Source organism: Sporolactobacillus terrae DSM 11697, assembly GCF_000648615.1.
Classification (GTDB): Bacteria; Bacillota; Bacilli; order Bacillales; family Sporolactobacillaceae; genus Sporolactobacillus; species Sporolactobacillus terrae.
This window is the reverse complement of the sequence record NZ_JFZC01000099.1, coordinates 1-15,146: the sequence shown is the minus strand read 5'-3', so window position 1 is coordinate 15,146 and position 15,146 is coordinate 1. Positions and strand designations below refer to the sequence as shown.

Annotated in this window: 18 protein-coding genes; all 18 read right to left on the bottom strand. The window is 45.9% G+C overall.

What is annotated here, in order from left to right; translation table 11 throughout:
* Positions 1-41: 41 nt before the first annotated feature.
* Positions 42-269: a F0F1 ATP synthase subunit C gene (atpE, locus tag AA84_RS0115735; protein WP_010026057.1), complete on the bottom strand. Its 228-nt coding sequence runs from the start codon at positions 267-269 to the stop codon at positions 42-44.
* 73 nt (positions 270-342) lie between these two features.
* Positions 343-1,083: a F0F1 ATP synthase subunit A gene (gene atpB, locus AA84_RS0115730; protein ID WP_028978004.1), complete on the bottom strand. Its 741-nt coding sequence runs from the start codon at positions 1,081-1,083 to the stop codon at positions 343-345.
* On the bottom strand, positions 1,040-1,492 hold the full coding sequence (locus tag AA84_RS0115725; RefSeq protein ID WP_028978003.1) for an ATP synthase subunit I: 453 nt from the start codon (positions 1,490-1,492) through the stop codon (positions 1,040-1,042). The genes atpB and AA84_RS0115725 overlap by 44 nt, the downstream gene beginning before the upstream one ends.
* 6 nt (positions 1,493-1,498) lie before the next feature.
* On the bottom strand, positions 1,499-1,720 hold the full coding sequence (locus AA84_RS0115720) for an AtpZ/AtpI family protein (protein ID WP_028978002.1): 222 nt from the start codon (positions 1,718-1,720) through the stop codon (positions 1,499-1,501).
* Between the two features lie 451 nt (positions 1,721-2,171).
* Positions 2,172-2,801 carry a uracil phosphoribosyltransferase gene (gene upp, locus AA84_RS0115715; RefSeq protein ID WP_028978001.1) on the bottom strand — a complete coding sequence of 210 codons (630 nt, stop codon included), beginning with the start codon at positions 2,799-2,801 and terminating at the stop codon, positions 2,172-2,174.
* 95 nt (positions 2,802-2,896) lie between these two features.
* Complete coding sequence (locus tag AA84_RS0115710; RefSeq protein ID WP_028978000.1) at positions 2,897-4,153, bottom strand: serine hydroxymethyltransferase; 1,257 nt, start codon at positions 4,151-4,153, stop codon at positions 2,897-2,899.
* A 370-nt stretch (positions 4,154-4,523) separates the two neighbouring features.
* Complete coding sequence (locus AA84_RS0115705; protein ID WP_028977999.1) at positions 4,524-5,096, bottom strand: TIGR01440 family protein; 573 nt, start codon at positions 5,094-5,096, stop codon at positions 4,524-4,526.
* A 159-nt stretch (positions 5,097-5,255) separates the two neighbouring features.
* On the bottom strand, positions 5,256-5,864 hold the full coding sequence (locus tag AA84_RS0115700; protein WP_172969055.1) for a manganese efflux pump MntP: 609 nt from the start codon (positions 5,862-5,864) through the stop codon (positions 5,256-5,258).
* A 175-nt stretch (positions 5,865-6,039) separates the two neighbouring features.
* Positions 6,040-7,083 carry an L-threonylcarbamoyladenylate synthase gene (locus AA84_RS0115695; RefSeq protein ID WP_028977997.1) on the bottom strand — a complete coding sequence of 348 codons (1,044 nt, stop codon included), beginning with the start codon at positions 7,081-7,083 and terminating at the stop codon, positions 6,040-6,042.
* A 111-nt stretch (positions 7,084-7,194) separates the two neighbouring features.
* Positions 7,195-7,905 (bottom strand): stage II sporulation protein R, encoded by a 711-nt coding sequence (spoIIR, locus tag AA84_RS0115690; RefSeq protein WP_028977996.1) that lies wholly within the window; start codon positions 7,903-7,905, stop codon positions 7,195-7,197.
* A 64-nt stretch (positions 7,906-7,969) separates the two neighbouring features.
* The gene (gene prmC / locus AA84_RS0115685; protein ID WP_028977995.1) at positions 7,970-8,851 is read right to left on the bottom strand and encodes a peptide chain release factor N(5)-glutamine methyltransferase; all 882 of its coding nucleotides are present in this window, start codon (positions 8,849-8,851) and stop codon (positions 7,970-7,972) included.
* Entirely contained in the window at positions 8,848-9,921 is a 1,074-nt protein-coding gene (prfA, locus tag AA84_RS0115680; protein ID WP_028977994.1) for a peptide chain release factor 1, read from the bottom strand. Before prfA ends, prmC begins: the two co-directional genes overlap by 4 nt.
* Before the next feature lie 100 nt (positions 9,922-10,021).
* The gene (locus tag AA84_RS0115675; RefSeq protein ID WP_028977993.1) at positions 10,022-10,594 is read right to left on the bottom strand and encodes a thymidine kinase; all 573 of its coding nucleotides are present in this window, start codon (positions 10,592-10,594) and stop codon (positions 10,022-10,024) included.
* Between the two features lie 41 nt (positions 10,595-10,635).
* Positions 10,636-10,998 (bottom strand): hypothetical protein, encoded by a 363-nt coding sequence (locus AA84_RS0115670; protein ID WP_028977992.1) that lies wholly within the window; start codon positions 10,996-10,998, stop codon positions 10,636-10,638.
* The gene (locus AA84_RS0115665; protein WP_010026040.1) at positions 10,964-11,209 is read right to left on the bottom strand and encodes a type B 50S ribosomal protein L31; all 246 of its coding nucleotides are present in this window, start codon (positions 11,207-11,209) and stop codon (positions 10,964-10,966) included. Before AA84_RS0115665 ends, AA84_RS0115670 begins: the two co-directional genes overlap by 35 nt.
* 165 nt (positions 11,210-11,374) lie before the next feature.
* Entirely contained in the window at positions 11,375-12,646 is a 1,272-nt protein-coding gene (gene rho, locus AA84_RS0115660; protein ID WP_028977991.1) for a transcription termination factor Rho, read from the bottom strand.
* A 547-nt stretch (positions 12,647-13,193) separates the two neighbouring features.
* On the bottom strand, positions 13,194-14,489 hold the full coding sequence (locus tag AA84_RS0115650) for a UDP-N-acetylglucosamine 1-carboxyvinyltransferase (RefSeq protein ID WP_028977990.1): 1,296 nt from the start codon (positions 14,487-14,489) through the stop codon (positions 13,194-13,196).
* A 214-nt stretch (positions 14,490-14,703) separates the two neighbouring features.
* Entirely contained in the window at positions 14,704-15,057 is a 354-nt protein-coding gene (locus tag AA84_RS0115645; RefSeq protein ID WP_037563984.1) for a response regulator, read from the bottom strand.
* Positions 15,058-15,146 lie beyond the last annotated feature (89 nt).

Genomic DNA, 15,146 nt, shown 5'->3' with positions numbered 1-15,146 from the left:
CAGATTTCCTCACCAATTTCTTACGAAGAAAAGGGGCAAGCTCACCCAATAATACCGAAAAGCACGAGAATACCAAATGCAATCGAGATAACTGGCAGGGCTTCAACAAGACCAAGGCCGATCATGGATTGTCCAAATAAAGTACCCTGAGCTTCCGGTTGACGGGCAATTCCTTCCAAATAGCGGCTGAACAGAATACCGTTACCGATACCTGCTGCAAGCGCACCAAATGCGATCATGATACCACCAGCTAGAACTGCTAAACTCATAACAAGATTCCTCCTAGTTTATCTATGTTTTTAACCAACAGCGGCAGGTTTGAGGGCCTGTTTGCACAAGGCATTATACCTCTCCCACCTTTTGAGCGATGTACACCATTGCCAGTACGGTGAAAATGTACGCCTGAATACATCCGACGAACAGTGAAAATCCCATCCAGGCAAACAGCGGTACACCGGTTAAATAAAACATTCCTTCACGAAGAATAAGGATTAGAACTTCGCCGGCGAAGATATTTGCCCAAAGCCGCAAAGCATGTGTTGCCGGTTTCGATACTTCATCGATAATATGGATCGGAAGCATCCACCAGTACGGTTTGACATAGTGCTGCAAATAGCCAAGCGGACTTTTGGCAATGCCGGCAAAATGTGAGTAAAGAAAGATTGCGCCGGCCATCGCCACGGTAACATTGATGTCCGACGTTGGCGATTTGAACCAGCTGACTGTATCCGTCATTTTTAAATCAGCTGCCGTGATGCCAAGCGACGGAATTGGGCCATGTGCCTGTGCCGTGATCATCACAATGACACCCAGCATGTTTGCCACAAGGATGAAAAGAAAAGTAGACAGTGCAAAACTTAAATAGCGTGCCGACTCTTTCTTCTCAAGCATCATCCCGGTTATCCCGCTGATAAAGTCAATAATGTATTCCATGACATTTTGTCGTCCGCTGGGCCGCACGGACAAACGGCGGGATAGTAAGAACACAATCAGCATGACGATTAACGCGGAAACAACTGACCCAATCATCAACGTGACATCAAAGGTCATTCCGAGAAATTTCACTTTCGGAGTCAGATCCATAAATCTCCCCCCCTTCCTCCGAAGATGTCGAGCCTTTGCCTCTCAAATAATAATAGCTCATCACCGTCACAAGCATGAGATAGCCAAACAAAAGTGACAGCACAAAAGATCGATAGTCAATACGGGTCGAGAAACGATAGACGATCAGTACACCGAAAACAATCATGAGTATACGAACAGTCATATGTAATCCCGCTAATTTGCGGGCACCTGATTGAGCTCGAAGTCCGGCTATCTTTAAGCGAAATGCTAAGTGAAAAACATTATATAAACTGATTAATCCGCCGAGGAGAAAGCCGCTGGCCAGCGCTCTCACCGGTTCGTAAAACCAGATTAATCCAAACAAAAAGATATAAACAATCGTGATGATCAGCAGAACATGCGAAAACCATTCCATCACTGATTTCACTGCGAATCATTCCTTTGTTAAGGATTTCAACGTATAGAAACAGCTGATCATTCCCGCAAAAAAGCCGGCGACTGCACAAATCGGCAGCCACAAATGCCCTGTTCCAAATTTTTCATCGAGATAGTTCCCGCCAAGTGCGCCAATGATAATGAATGAAAAAATTTCAAAGCCCATAGCACTGACTGCTGCAGCGATCTGCAAATTGTTAGGTTTTTTCTTCGGCTCCATAAAAAGCCCTCCTCTGAAATAACTTAGAAGTGCTGATCGGTTATTTCTGATTATGATATGCCTAACAATTAGTCATTCGAACCCAATGACGAAGAACTGGAGTCAGTCATCAATTGTTCACAAATTAGCGTTCCCTAAATAAAAAGAAATCGTTTTACTACTCGTATTTATGGTGGGCGTTCACAGAATGGACACTTCTTTTATATTTTAACGAAAGCGCTATCTTTATGCAATATTTAAGCAAGAAAAGGTGATTTTATTCATTGACTGAAAAATCTAAAAATAAACACTCACCATATGAGCATTTCCTTATAACTAGAATTTTAATCATTTTTGCGAACGGCAGCATACCTCAATTGTGACAAATCACCAACAATGAAAATTATTCTCACATCATATAGGGGCTTCCGAAACTTTATTTCTGAGCTTTTCGGAGAGAAAATCCGTTTCTTTATTTTGTGCCGAACAGACGATCGCCGGCATCGCCGAGTCCCGGAACGATGTACCCGTGTTCATTTAATTTTTCATCGAGTGCCGCAAGATAAATATCGACATCCGGATGCTCATTTTGCACCGCTTTAACCCCTTCCGGAGCAGCAATCAGGCACATCAATTTAATGTTCACGCCGCCTCGCTGTTTCAATGAAGTGATCGCAGCTGCGGCTGATCCCCCGGTAGCGAGCATTGGATCAACAACAATTAAATCACGCTCAGAGATATCGGCAGGAAGCTTCACATAATATTCAACCGGCTTCAACGTCTTTGGATCACGGTACAAACCAACGTGCCCGACTTTCGCAGCCGGAATCAGTTGCAGAACACCGTTAACCATACCGAGCCCTGCACGAAGGATTGGAATAATCCCCATTTTTTTGCCGGCGATTTCATAGGCCTTCGCCTTTGCGACCGGCGTTTCCACTTCAACTTCCTTTAAAGCAAGATCACGTGTAATTTCAAAGGCCATCAGTGTTGCAACTTCATCAACCAGTTCGCGAAATGCCTTTGTTCCCGTCCTGTAATCACGAATCATTGTCAATTTATGTTGAATCAACGGATGATTCAATACGACTAACTTACCCATTTATAAGCCTCCATTTTAAACGATCGTCAGCATGTGTATTTTTGGTCATACAAAAAGGGAGAATCAGATCTCCCCATAAACAAGCTTGCTCCAATTTAAGCGAATGCACCCGTACCCTCGGCGTAAAGTGGGTGTTTCTCAGTCAGTGCACGCACGCGCTCAGCTGCTGCTGTTAATGTTTCTTGATTATCCGGATCTTTCAGTGCCATTGCGATGATCAACGCAACTTCTTTTAGATCATTCTCTTTAAATCCGCGCGTTGTCACGGCTGGCGTTCCCATACGTACACCACTCGTCACAAACGGCTTCTCCGGATCAAAAGGAATTGCATTTTTATTCGTTGTAATCCCGATGCTGTCCAGCACGGCTTCCGCCTTCTTGCCTGTAATCCCAAGGTTGCGCACGTCGACGAGTACTAAATGGTTGTCGGTACCGCCCGAAACAAGATCAATCCCCTGCTGCTGCAGTGTTTCGGCAAATGCCTTAGCATTAGCGATAATCTGAGCTGCGTAGGCTTTGAAGTCGGGCTTCAGTGCTTCACCGAGTGCAACGGCCTTCGCTGCAATGATGTGCATTAAGGGACCACCCTGGATGCCTGGAAAAATCGCTTTATCCAATTTCTTTGCAAATTCTTTCTTGCAGAAAATCATACCGCCACGCGGACCGCGCAGAGTCTTGTGCGTCGTTGTCGTCACAAAGTCCGCATAAGGAATCGGGCTTGGATGAAGGCCTGCCGCAACCAATCCGGCGATATGCGCCATGTCGACCATCAGGTAAGCACCGACACGGTCGGCGATCTCGCGGAATCGTTTAAAATCAATGACACGAGGATAAGCACTCGCTCCGGCAACGATCAATTTCGGCTTGTAGTGTTGTGCCTGCTTGTCCACTTCATCGTAATCAATCGTTTGTGTTTCTTTTGTTACACCGTAATCCACAAAGTTGTAGAGCTGTCCGCTAAAGTTAACCGGACTTCCGTGTGTCAGGTGCCCGCCATGGGCAAGTTTCATTCCAAGAACTGTATCGCCGGGTTTCAAAATCGTTTCGTATACAGCCATATTGGCCTGAGCACCCGAGTGCGGTTGAACATTCACATGTTCGCCGCCAAACAGCTTAAGTGCCCGGTCTCTGGCTAAGTCCTCTACGATATCCACATATTCGCAGCCGCCGTAATAACGATGGCCCGGGTAACCTTCCGCATATTTGTTCGTAAGAACCGAGCCCGCCGCTTCAAGTACCGTCGTACTGACAAAGTTTTCCGACGCAATTAATTCAATTTTATTTCTTTGCCTTCCTAATTCTTTCTCAATCGCTTGAAACAGTTCAGGATCGTTCGCTTTAATCCCCTTCATGAAATACGTGCAGCTCCTCTCAAGTCTGATTCAAATAAAGTTTATCACATTTTATCAAAAAAAAGCGAATTAAAACTGACAAATCAAAGATTAAGCACAACTGAATTTCCGGTCCGCACATCACGTTCTCATGGCTAATTTCGATCTGTTCGCTAAAGCGGTAAAACTCATACATCCGGCAAAACACTGACACCGGAAACCCACTCTCAGTCCCGTAAAAAATAACATGATTTTCTAAACGAGCGACCGCCCCCTTGATTGGAAACAAGCTGTCCTATCGCTTGCACGTACCGCTCTCTCTTTTACGTTCACAGCATTTATCAGCAAAAAACTGCTCTTCCGGTTGATCTGGAGAAGCAGTTTCCTTGTCTTAATCCTGTTCCACTTTTTCGCGAATCGAATAGATCGCTCTTTCACCGCCAATTAATTTCGGCCGCGTACGTGCCATAACCAGATGTGCCTGACCAATTGAACGAATGGTGCCGCGTACCGGAATAGCCACATGTTTCAAGTGCATCCCGATCAGTGTATCGCCGATATCCAGTCCGCCATCCGCATGAATGAATTCGACAACGATCGGGTCAGGCAGGTGATCGTAGGCGTATGTCGCCATTGAACCGCCCGCATGACGAATCGGACGTACCGTTACCTCATCATAATTGCGCTTCTCGGCAACGGCGCGCTCAATGACAAGCGCGCGATTCAAATGCTCGCAGCATTGAAATGCAAAATGGACACCGGTTTGCTGATGGCAGCTTTTTAGCGCCGCGTAAATTGAGGCAGCAGCATTTTCAGAACCCGATGTGCCGATCTGCTTTCCCAGCACTTCGCTTGTACTGCAGCCGATTACCAGAAGGGTCCGTGCATTGAACGTCATGACCTGATTCAAATCCTGTAGCGCTTTATCCATCGATTGCACGATTTGTTGATTAAGTGTCTCCATCGCATTAGCCTTCCTTGAGCAAAATAATATGCCTTTTATACCTGCTATTATAGCAGGTTGTGCTGTTCAAATCCGAATCATGCACAGATTGTGACACCATTCTGCTCATTTATCATTCCCTGGGAAATAATGTGTAGAAATATAAGAGAATACGTTAGTCTATAGCATAAAATGGAGCAAAATTTTCAGTCCAAAAAGAAATAAAATAATGCCGCCAAGTGCTTCCCCATATTTTCCAAAATAGCGACCCGTCTTTCGCCCAATGTAGAAACCGCTCCATGCCATAATCATACTGGCACAGCCAAACAAAAGGATGGCAGCCAGCATCTCCGCCCCAAACAGGCCCATGCTCAGTCCCACAGAAAAACTGTCAATGCTGACACTGAAGGCAAACAAAAGCATGCTTGCATCGGATACATAGACGAATTCATTGCGGCTATCCTTTGTACGCATGAGCGACAAAATCATTTGAAAACCGATCAAGAGCAACAACAGACCTCCAGCCATTTCTGCAATTTCACCAAAGCGGGTGGAAAGCAGCTGGCCAAGGATCATGCCAATGAGCGGCATAAGCATGTGAAAAAGACCGATCCACATACCGGTCCATGCAGCGCGGCGCAGCCGAAAAACGGTCATGCCCATGCCAACACATACTGAAAATGCATCCATACCCAGTGCAATCGCCATAACAGAAAGCGCCAATCCCTGGCTGATTAGATGCTCTGCCACATTCGTTCCCCCTCTCGCCCATATGGACAATCTATGCATGTCCTTACAGAAATAGAAGGATGAACGAACAGGCGCATGTTCAAAAATTAAGTGCGCTGCAACGGTTCCCCGAATCGTTTGTTTTGAAGCAATGAATGAAGAGGGCGCCTCATAGAGACCCCCTCTTGTTTTCCTCATATAAAAACATGGTCGACTTCAAACATAAGTATGAGGACTAGTCAAGGATGCGTCCTCCGGCTGCTTTGGACAGACGGTTCATCACCGCTTTACCGATCCCTTTCTGATCAAACGTTTCACTGAATATGACATCGACCTTTTTTTGATCGAAATGACGCAAGACATCAAAAAGATGATGGGCGACCGTCGACGGTTCACTGCGACGCCCGCACACGAGTAAAACATCCGCATCAGGATAACCGCCCTGTTTCTCTTCAGTCGTTAATACGCCGACACGACGACCCTTGGCTTTTTCTGAGGAAATAAGTTCGCGTATGCGCGATTCTCCCGCAGGTACTAAATACATGGTCGCCGATGGTGCATAATGCTTATATTTCATACCCGGGGCTTTCGGAGCCTGATCTGAACGAACAAGACCCGGATCATCAGAAACTGGTCCGACGACTTCAATCAACTGCTCTTTCGTAATCCCGCCCGGACGAAGAATCGTGATCGGTGTCGTCGTACAATCCACAACAGTCGACTCAACGCCAACGCCGGTTTCTCCGCCATCCAAGATTCCGGCAATACGTCCATCCAAATCATGGAAAACATGTTCTGCCTGCGTTGGACTCGGCCGTCCCGAACGATTTGCCGAAGGTGCGGCAATCGGTAAATTTGACGCCGAAATCACAGCTCTTGCTACCGGATGACTCGGCATACGTATGGCAACCGTTGACAAACCTGCTGTCACCGCGTTTGATACGGTCCCCCGTGATGGCAAAACCAGAGTGAGCGGTCCCGGCCAAAAAGCATGGATCAATTTCTGAGCAACCGGATGGATCTCCGTACAGATTTCACGAACTTGCTCCAGGTTTGCAACATGCACAATTAATGGATTATCACTCGGTCGCCCTTTGGCTTCATAAATTTTCCGCACTGAATCTTGTAACTTTGCATTTCCTCCTAACCCGTATACCGTCTCCGTTGGAAAAGCGACAATTTCTCCCTGTACCAATTTCTCCGCTGCTGCTTGGATTTGAGGCGTATGTTCAAGGTCGGGGGCATTCGGGTCTACCCGCCACACTTGCGTTTCTGCCATTTTCGTTTCCCCTTCTTCATTAACTATTCCGTTCAAATGAAACCGGCTTCCGTCCGACCTCATTTCGTTCCGTATACACCATAACATGGTGACAAGCCATGCGCAACGCTTTTACCCAGCGATCGAACGCCACACACCGGTGAAGAAATCAACAACAAATGAATGCACCTGAACCTCCTGGTCGTCAGATTCAACGGCCTTCTTTTCTGGTTTCTCAGTCTGCTGCGCAGCATCCTCGCTCGTCGGCCTTGTTGTCTTAACGGTTTGTTTTGCCCCATCTTGATCAGACGCTGTACGCTCTGTCGAGGCATTGTTTTTTGCTGCTGCATCGCTGTTTGAAAAATCCAGAAAACAAAGGGGCGGGAAAAGCACGCACCACCAATTGGCACCGCGACCATCACCTAATGTAATCACTAGCGCATCATATTTTCCTGCCGGGTAAACAAAGGTTCCATACATCTTGGTTGGGAACTCGGCTTGCCCTAATTTTATTTTATATGTGCTGTCCGCATGGGCTTTCTTTAATGCTTGCTTGACCGTACGATTCAGCTGCGGCATATGCGCGCGAATCACACGTTTGGCTTCATTGGTTGACTTCAAGTCCTGAACCCAAGTTGTGATCTGTGCATTGACTGCATTGCGGATCTGCCGTTTCACCGCTTGATCGGCAGGCGAATCGCTGTTTGCCAAAATACGCAGGCGAATCGCACCACTTGGAATCGGTCCCTTCTCATCTGCTTTAGCCGTGCTGTATTGCCAGAAAAAAAATACAAATACAAGATTAATAGTTAATAAGAGCATTAAGATCCATGGTTTTCTCATGACGCCCGCCTCCCTGTCACTCATTGTGGACAGGATTGAACGAGACTAAACATCGAAGTAAAAATTACCCCTGTTTTGTTTGAAGCACGACCATGATGTTACGGTCATGTCCAGAGATATCTTTTTCAATAGAGAGTGCTTCGATTTGATTAGGAAATGCCCTTCGGATCAGATCGGCAACAGCGTTTCCCTGAGTGGCACCGATCTCAAACGCTGCAATAAACACAGACCTTCCGCTAAAAATCAATGGCATGTCGGCGATGATCTTGCGGTAGCAATCCAAACCGTCATTTCCTCCGTAAAGTGCTAAATGCGGCTCATAGTCGCGCACCGTATCATCGAGGCCACCCATTTCTTGCTTTGTGATATAGGGTGGATTGGATACAAGAATATCAAAAGGCTGATGAATCAGCGGGCAAAGCAAATCCCCCGGGCAGAATACAATCTGTGCGCCTAGATCATCTGCATTTTCACGTGCGACGTCCAGCGCTTTTTCAGACAGATCGACTGCCGTGATTCGCCAGTCCGGGTGTTCCAAGCCAAGCGTAACAGCTATCGCTCCGCTTCCCGTGCCGATATCACAGACTGCCGGATGATCAAGATCCGGTGCATAACGTTTGGCCCATTCACCAACTCGCCATACCAGTTCTTCTGTTTCCTGGCGGGGAATTAACACATCAGCGTTCACTTTAAAGGACCGCCCATAGAAGGGGGCACAGCCCAACATGTATTGAAGCGGCGTTCCTTTATAGACGTGTTCCTCCACGCTGCGACGCAACCACTCAGCATCCTTGCTTGCAATGGGTTCGCGAAGCCCTGTGATTAAGTCGGTGCGCGTGAGGCCTAATCGTGCTTGAAGCAAAAGTTCGCCGATATTTGCATCACGATGATGTGCAGTTAACAGATCAGCGGCCCATTTCAACACTTCGTATCTCAGTTCCTTCACCTTGCATCCGCCTGTTCGATTTTCTTTTCCTGATCATGCAGAATCAGCGCTTGAATGATTTCATTCAGTTTCCCGTTCAGCACTTGATCCAGCTGATGAATCGTTAGCCCGATTCGATGATCGGTCACACGGTTTTGTGAAAAGTTGTAGGTCCGAATCCGTTCAGATCGATCACCCGTTCCAACCGCCATTTTGCGGTTCGAATCGTATTTCGCCTGAGCTTCCTTCTGATATTTGTCGTAGACGCGGGCACGCAGTACCTTCATCGCTTTTTCCTTATTTTTGATCTGAGAGCGTTCTTCTTGGCATGAAACCACAATACCTGTAGGAAGATGCGTCAGCCGAATGGCAGACATCGTCGTATTGACACTTTGACCACCCGGGCCGCTTGAGGCAAAGCGATCAACACGAATATCCTTATCATTCAGTTCAATCTCAACGTCACGCGCTTCCGGCAAAACAGCAACCGTTGCTGTTGACGTATGTATACGACCGCCCGATTCGGTTTCCGGAACGCGTTGCACGCGATGTGCTCCATTCTCATATTTCAGTTTTGAAAAAGCACCTTTACCTGAGATCATGCAGACAATTTCTTTATAACCGCCGATTTCATTAGGGCTGGCATCAATAATTTCCGTTTTCCAGTTTTGCTGCTCCGCATAGCGGGAATACATGCGCAATAAATCACCGGCAAAAAGCGCAGCCTCGTCCCCTCCGGCAGCACTGCGAATTTCCAAAATGACGTTTCGGTCATCATTAGGATCCTTCGGAATAAGCAGCTGCTTCAATTGTTCTCGAAGCGTTTCTTGTTCCTTTTCAAGACGATTGATTTCATCAGCAACCATTTTTTTCATGCCGGCATCCATTGGTTCATCAAGCATCGTCTTATCATCGGCAAGTTCAGCAGCGGATTGCTTGTAGCTACGGTACACCGTAACCACTTCTTGCAAGTCCGATTGTTCTTTCGAATATTTGCGCAGTTTTGCCGGATCATTGATCACTTCAGGATCTGCAAGCATCTGATTCACTTTTTCATAGCGGTCCTCAATGGACTGCAACCGTTCGAACATTTCATCCACCCCATCATGCTGCATCGCGCGCAGCCGATCCGTTTTCGTTCCCTTTATTATATTATAGCTAGCTTTTTATGGTCAAAACGTGTTCAAGATCTTATAGAGGCGGATGAGTGTAGCAGTGACGACAAACCGGGTAATACCTTTCATTTCCGCCGATCTGAATCTGATCGCCACTATAGATCGGCTTTCCATTATCGTCAATCCGCAGATTCATGGTTGCTTTTCGTTCACAAAACCAGCATATGGTCTTCATTTCTTCAATTTTATCCGCATACAAAAGCATGTATTTGCTTCCCTCAAATAATTCATTGCGAAAATCATTTTTCAGCCCAAATCCCATCACTGGAATCGATAGTTCATCAACAATCTTCGCCAGCTGCAGCACATGCCGCTTCGATAAAAATTGAACTTCATCGATGAGTACGCAGTGTGGGCGCGGGTGGCAATCACTGACCTTGGCATAAACGTCCGAAGCATCAAAGATTGGGATTGCCCGACGTTTGAATCCGATCCTGCTCGAGATCGATCCAACTTCATCCCGACTATCGATCCCGGAGGTAAAAAGAAGCACCGATTTTCCTTGTTCTTCATAATTATGCGCGACTTTGATAATTTCGATTGACTTTCCACTGTTCATTGCACCGTATTTAAAGAAAAGTTGAGCCATCCTTTTTTCCGTCCTTTACGCTTTAAAATGTTCCTCCTGTTTTATGAAAAACCTCGTACAAAACGCCCGGTCGTTAATCGCCAGCCATGTGGGTTGAGTCCGTGTCTTTTCGGTCCTGAATCGTCGCTTCGGTTAACTCGCTTGCCGTGGGTGATCCGAGCAGCTACACGTTTAATGCACGGTCTTTTGCGTGACCAAAAATCACATTCTTTCTTTACCTGCGAAAAAACAGGCAGTTTCCTGCCTGCACAAAAAAATCTATGAAGGTCCTGGCCGTCACTAGAGCCAAAAATAAAAACGGCCAATTCCGTACCGCCATTCATCGCACCGGAACATGCCGCTTTTCTTTTCTGGACTTCAAAATAAATCTTATTTAAGATTGTATTTTTGTTTAAACCGATCAACACGACCGCCTTTGTCAGCGAATTTCTGACGGCCGGTGTAGAATGGATGCGAATCGGAACTGATTTCGACTGTAATTAATGGGTATTCGTTGCCATCTTCCCATTTTACCGTTTGATTCGACTTCTTCGTTGAACCGCTCAAAAATTTAAAGCCCGTACTTGCGTCCATAAATACGACCTTGTGATAGTCTGGATGGATGCCTTGTTTCATCTCATTCATCTCCTTTACGCCCTGATTATTCTCTCAAACCAGAGTCTTATTGCGTCCTATAGTATAACGCACAACGAGTATTGTATCAGACTGCCCCAAGCTTTGCAAGGATCGTTCTGCTTAAATCACCGTTAATTCGCGTGCTTCACTCGTTGTACAAATCGCTTATCTTGTTTGTAAACTGCCCTTCTTCTCTTTCTCAAACAGGTCGAAGAATTCTTGGTTGGATGTGGTTTCGCGAATTCGTTTGTAAAAATGTTCCACAAATTCTTGTGATTCATCCATTGTTTTACGCATCGCCCACAATTTTTCCAAGTGGTCGCGATTAACGAGCAATTCTTCCTTACGCGTGCTGGAGCGACGAATATCGATTGCAGGGAAAATTCTCCGTTCAGCCAATCGACGATCAAGATGCAGTTCCATATTGCCGGTTCCTTTGAATTCTTCATAGATTACATCGTCCATCCGTGAACCGGTGTCAACCAAAGCGGTCGCAAGAATGGTCAAGCTTCCGCCTTCCTCAATATTGCGCGCCGCACCGAAGAATTTCTTCGGTTTATGGAATGCTGCCGGATCAATACCACCGGACAATGTTCTGCCGCTTGGCGGAATCACAAGGTTATACGCGCGTGCAAGGCGTGTTAAGCTGTCCATAAGGATGACAACATCACGTTTGTGCTCGACCAGACGCATGGCTCGTTCAAGTACCAATTCTGAAACTTTAACATGATTTTCCGGCACTTCGTCGAACGTTGAACTCACAACATCGCCTTTAACCGAGCGTTCAATATCCGTCACTTCTTCCGGACGTTCATCAACAAGCAAAACGATGAGTTCAACATCGGGATAGTTGATGGTGATGCTGTTGGCGATTTCTTTTAAAAGTGTTGTCTTTCCTGCTTTCGGAGGCGCAACAATCATCCCTCTTTGACCGAAGCCAACTGGTGACACCATATCGATAATTCGCGTTGAAAAGTTTTCTTTTCCTGTTTCCAACACCATCTGTCGATTTGGATAAAGCGGTGTCAATGCAGGAAAGTGTACGCGTTCCTTTGCTGTATCCGGGTTTTCGCCATTAACCGCTTCAACCCTGAGGAGTCCGAAATAGCGTTCATTTTCCTTTGGCGGCCTCACCTTGCCCGTCACTTTGTCACCATTTCGCAAATCAAAGCGGCGAATTTGTGAGGCTGAAATATAGATATCCTCTGAACTCGGTGAGTAGTTGATCGGCCTCAAGAAACCAAATCCTTCGTTCGGAATGATTTCAAGAACACCCTCCATAAGTGACAAGCCGTCTTTTTCCGCTTGTTTTTTTAATATTGAGAAAATAAGTTCCCTTTTATTTAGCTTACTATAATAAGAGACTTTAAACGCCTTCGCATGCTCATACAATTCTTTGAGTTTCATATTTTCTAATTCTGCTAATGTAATCGGCATTCTCACACCACACTTTTCTTTTTTAAAATCGGTTTATATCAAGACAAGTACTGTCGTACACAAGTTAATGAATTGAAAACTCCGGAAATGGCACGAAACTGTGCACTAGGAAGAGGAGGGGAAAGAAGTAATAGCAGCGCATTTTATAAATCGTTTTTTTATGGCAAATCCTTCACAGGTTCATGGGCACAGTGTAACAGTTCTTATGTGTAGAGGATATAATATTTTTTTCTTACCGTTAAAATTTTTTATAAAATTATCTATATCATTATTATCATATTATACCCTTTTTATCAACTGCATATCCTCTTTTTGTGCAAATTTTGTGGAAATAACTGAATTATTTTACCAAAAAGGAGCACCTTTTTCAAATCAGATAAACCGGGCAACAGCGGTTGTTACTTCCGCAGGATACGGTGGCTTTCGTGTCTGTAACGGACTTATTGATGAAATGACACGAATCGTCGTACCACAAACAAAATCATAAACCTTCTTTATCTGCAAAAAAAGAATCCGCGTCGTATGATGAGGCGCGGATTTCATTTCCCTATTCTTGTTCTTTGAGACTCTCACGGGCTTCCTCATCGCGCATCGGCTCCCGCCAGATATTTGCTCCTACACCCTGTAATTTTTCCATGATATGATCATAACCGCGATCAATATGTTCAACGCCGACAATTTCCGTAATGCCTCTTGCCATCAGACCCGCAATAATCAGCGATGCACCGGCTCTTAAATCCGTCGCACGAACCTTTGCTCCTTCGAGTGGTGTCGGCCCGCTTAAGATTGCAGAACGTCCTTCAACTTTGACATCGGCACCCATTCGGCGTAATTCATCAATATGCTTAAAGCGTGCTCCGTAAATCGTATCGGTAATAATGCTTGTACCTTCAGCTTGAGTCAACAGACTGGTCAACGGCTGCTGAAGGTCGGTCGGAAATCCGGGATATACCAAGGTTTTGACATCAGCGCTTTTTAAAGGCATGCGACTGCGCGATACAAACACCTGATCTTCGCCGACCTGAACGTCAGCGCCAATTTCGCGAAGTTTGGCAGTCAGTGGCTCCACATGTTGCGGAATTACATTGTCGATCAACAGGTTATCGGACACTGCCGCACCGGCAACCATGAACGTACCGGCCTCGATTCGATCAGGAATAATCATGTGCCGGCATCCATGAAGTTCATGCACGCCTTCGATGCGGATGACATCAGTCCCCGCTCCCTTTATTTTTGCGCCCATACTGGTTAGAAGCGTCGCAACGTCAATAATTTCCGGTTCCTTCGCAGCATTCTCGATAATGGTTTGCCCTTCGGCTTTCACGGCATCCAGCATGATGTTAATTGTCGCACCCACACTGACCACATCAAGATAGATGCGCGCACCATGCAGTGAATTTGCACGCAGATAGATCGCACCACGTTCATTCGTTACCTTAGCGCCCAATGCTTCAAAGCCTTTAATATGCTGATCGATGGGGCGCGGTCCGAGATTACATCCACCCGGCAATCCGATCACCGCTTTATGAAAACGGCCGAGCATCGCGCCCATTAAATAGTAAGATGCCCTTAGCCGTTTCACCGAACCGTTAGGCAGTGGCATGTCCACCATGTTTCTCGGATCAACAACAAATGTATGTTCTTCAAAAGACACCGTTCCACCAATCTCACGCAAAAGTTTGCACAGGATACGCACATCAGAAATATTGGGAAGTTGATCAATGGTCACAGGTGAATCAGCAAGAATAGTGGCCGGTATTAATGCGACCGCACTGTTCTTCGCACCGCTGATCTGAACGGTGCCTTGTAAACGTGAACCGCCTTCGATTAACAATTTATCCATGGTCAGAATACTTCCTTTTAAATCATTTAGTCGGTTTTCTTGGGTGTGAAAAGAAACGGACAGAACATTATATGTAACGTTTCGAATTAATGACGCCTTTTTTAGGCTGTCGGCATAACTCTTTTCGGCAAAACGCTCTGTGAGCATTATAGCATAAACAAGCACTTGATGTCTGTGCCGGGCTTTCGCAGTGACTTGCAGAATAACAGGAGGATCATGCGATTTGTGAGCATTCGGCTTCTACAGCAATGATCAATTTTTGAAGATCAAATGGCTTTTTAAAATGAGCGATAGCGCCGTTTTTCAAAGCCTGACGGACCAGTTCATTTTCTTCATAAGCGGTCATAATCATCACTTTCACATCCGATTTGACGCTTTTCATGGCATCCATAAGTTCCAATCCGTTCATCTTTGACATATTTATATCCAGCAAAACCAGCTGCGGGTGTGCTTCCCTAAGCAGCTTCAACGCCTTGTTGCCGCTCTCAGCAGTCAGCACTTGATAGCCTTGCTTTTCAAAAACTTCGTGAAGCAGCATCCGGATACCCGGTTGATCGTCTACAACCATAATCCTGAATTATTCACCGCTTGCCGTTTTTTCGGGATTTTGCTCACCAGGATGCAGCCAACCTGATTTCACTTGATTTTTTGAATGGA

What these genes read in the sequence shown, in the direction of transcription:
- atpE (WP_010026057.1), bottom strand. Translation starts at nt 269, where the DNA reads ATGAGTTTAGCAGTTCTAGCTGGTGGTATCATGATCGCATTTGGTGCG.
- atpB (WP_028978004.1), bottom strand. Translation starts at nt 1,083, where the DNA reads ATGGATCTGACTCCGAAAGTGAAATTTCTCGGAATGACCTTTGATGTC.
- AA84_RS0115720 (WP_028978002.1), bottom strand. Translation starts at nt 1,720, where the DNA reads ATGGAGCCGAAGAAAAAACCTAACAATTTGCAGATCGCTGCAGCAGTC.
- upp (WP_028978001.1), bottom strand. Translation starts at nt 2,801, where the DNA reads ATGGGTAAGTTAGTCGTATTGAATCATCCGTTGATTCAACATAAATTG.
- AA84_RS0115710 (WP_028978000.1), bottom strand. Translation starts at nt 4,153, where the DNA reads ATGAAGGGGATTAAAGCGAACGATCCTGAACTGTTTCAAGCGATTGAG.
- AA84_RS0115705 (WP_028977999.1), bottom strand. Translation starts at nt 5,096, where the DNA reads ATGGAGACACTTAATCAACAAATCGTGCAATCGATGGATAAAGCGCTA.
- AA84_RS0115700 (WP_172969055.1), bottom strand. Translation starts at nt 5,864, where the DNA reads ATGCATAGATTGTCCATATGGGCGAGAGGGGGAACGAATGTGGCAGAG.
- AA84_RS0115695 (WP_028977997.1), bottom strand. Translation starts at nt 7,083, where the DNA reads ATGGCAGAAACGCAAGTGTGGCGGGTAGACCCGAATGCCCCCGACCTT.
- spoIIR (WP_028977996.1), bottom strand. Translation starts at nt 7,905, where the DNA reads ATGAGAAAACCATGGATCTTAATGCTCTTATTAACTATTAATCTTGTA.
- prfA (WP_028977994.1), bottom strand. Translation starts at nt 9,921, where the DNA reads ATGTTCGAACGGTTGCAGTCCATTGAGGACCGCTATGAAAAAGTGAAT.
- AA84_RS0115675 (WP_028977993.1), bottom strand. Translation starts at nt 10,594, where the DNA reads ATGGCTCAACTTTTCTTTAAATACGGTGCAATGAACAGTGGAAAGTCA.
- AA84_RS0115665 (WP_010026040.1), bottom strand. Translation starts at nt 11,209, where the DNA reads ATGAAACAAGGCATCCATCCAGACTATCACAAGGTCGTATTTATGGAC.
- rho (WP_028977991.1), bottom strand. Translation starts at nt 12,646, where the DNA reads ATGCCGATTACATTAGCAGAATTAGAAAATATGAAACTCAAAGAATTG.
- AA84_RS0115650 (WP_028977990.1), bottom strand. Translation starts at nt 14,489, where the DNA reads ATGGATAAATTGTTAATCGAAGGCGGTTCACGTTTACAAGGCACCGTT.
- AA84_RS0115645 (WP_037563984.1), bottom strand. Translation starts at nt 15,057, where the DNA reads ATGGTTGTAGACGATCAACCGGGTATCCGGATGCTGCTTCACGAAGTT.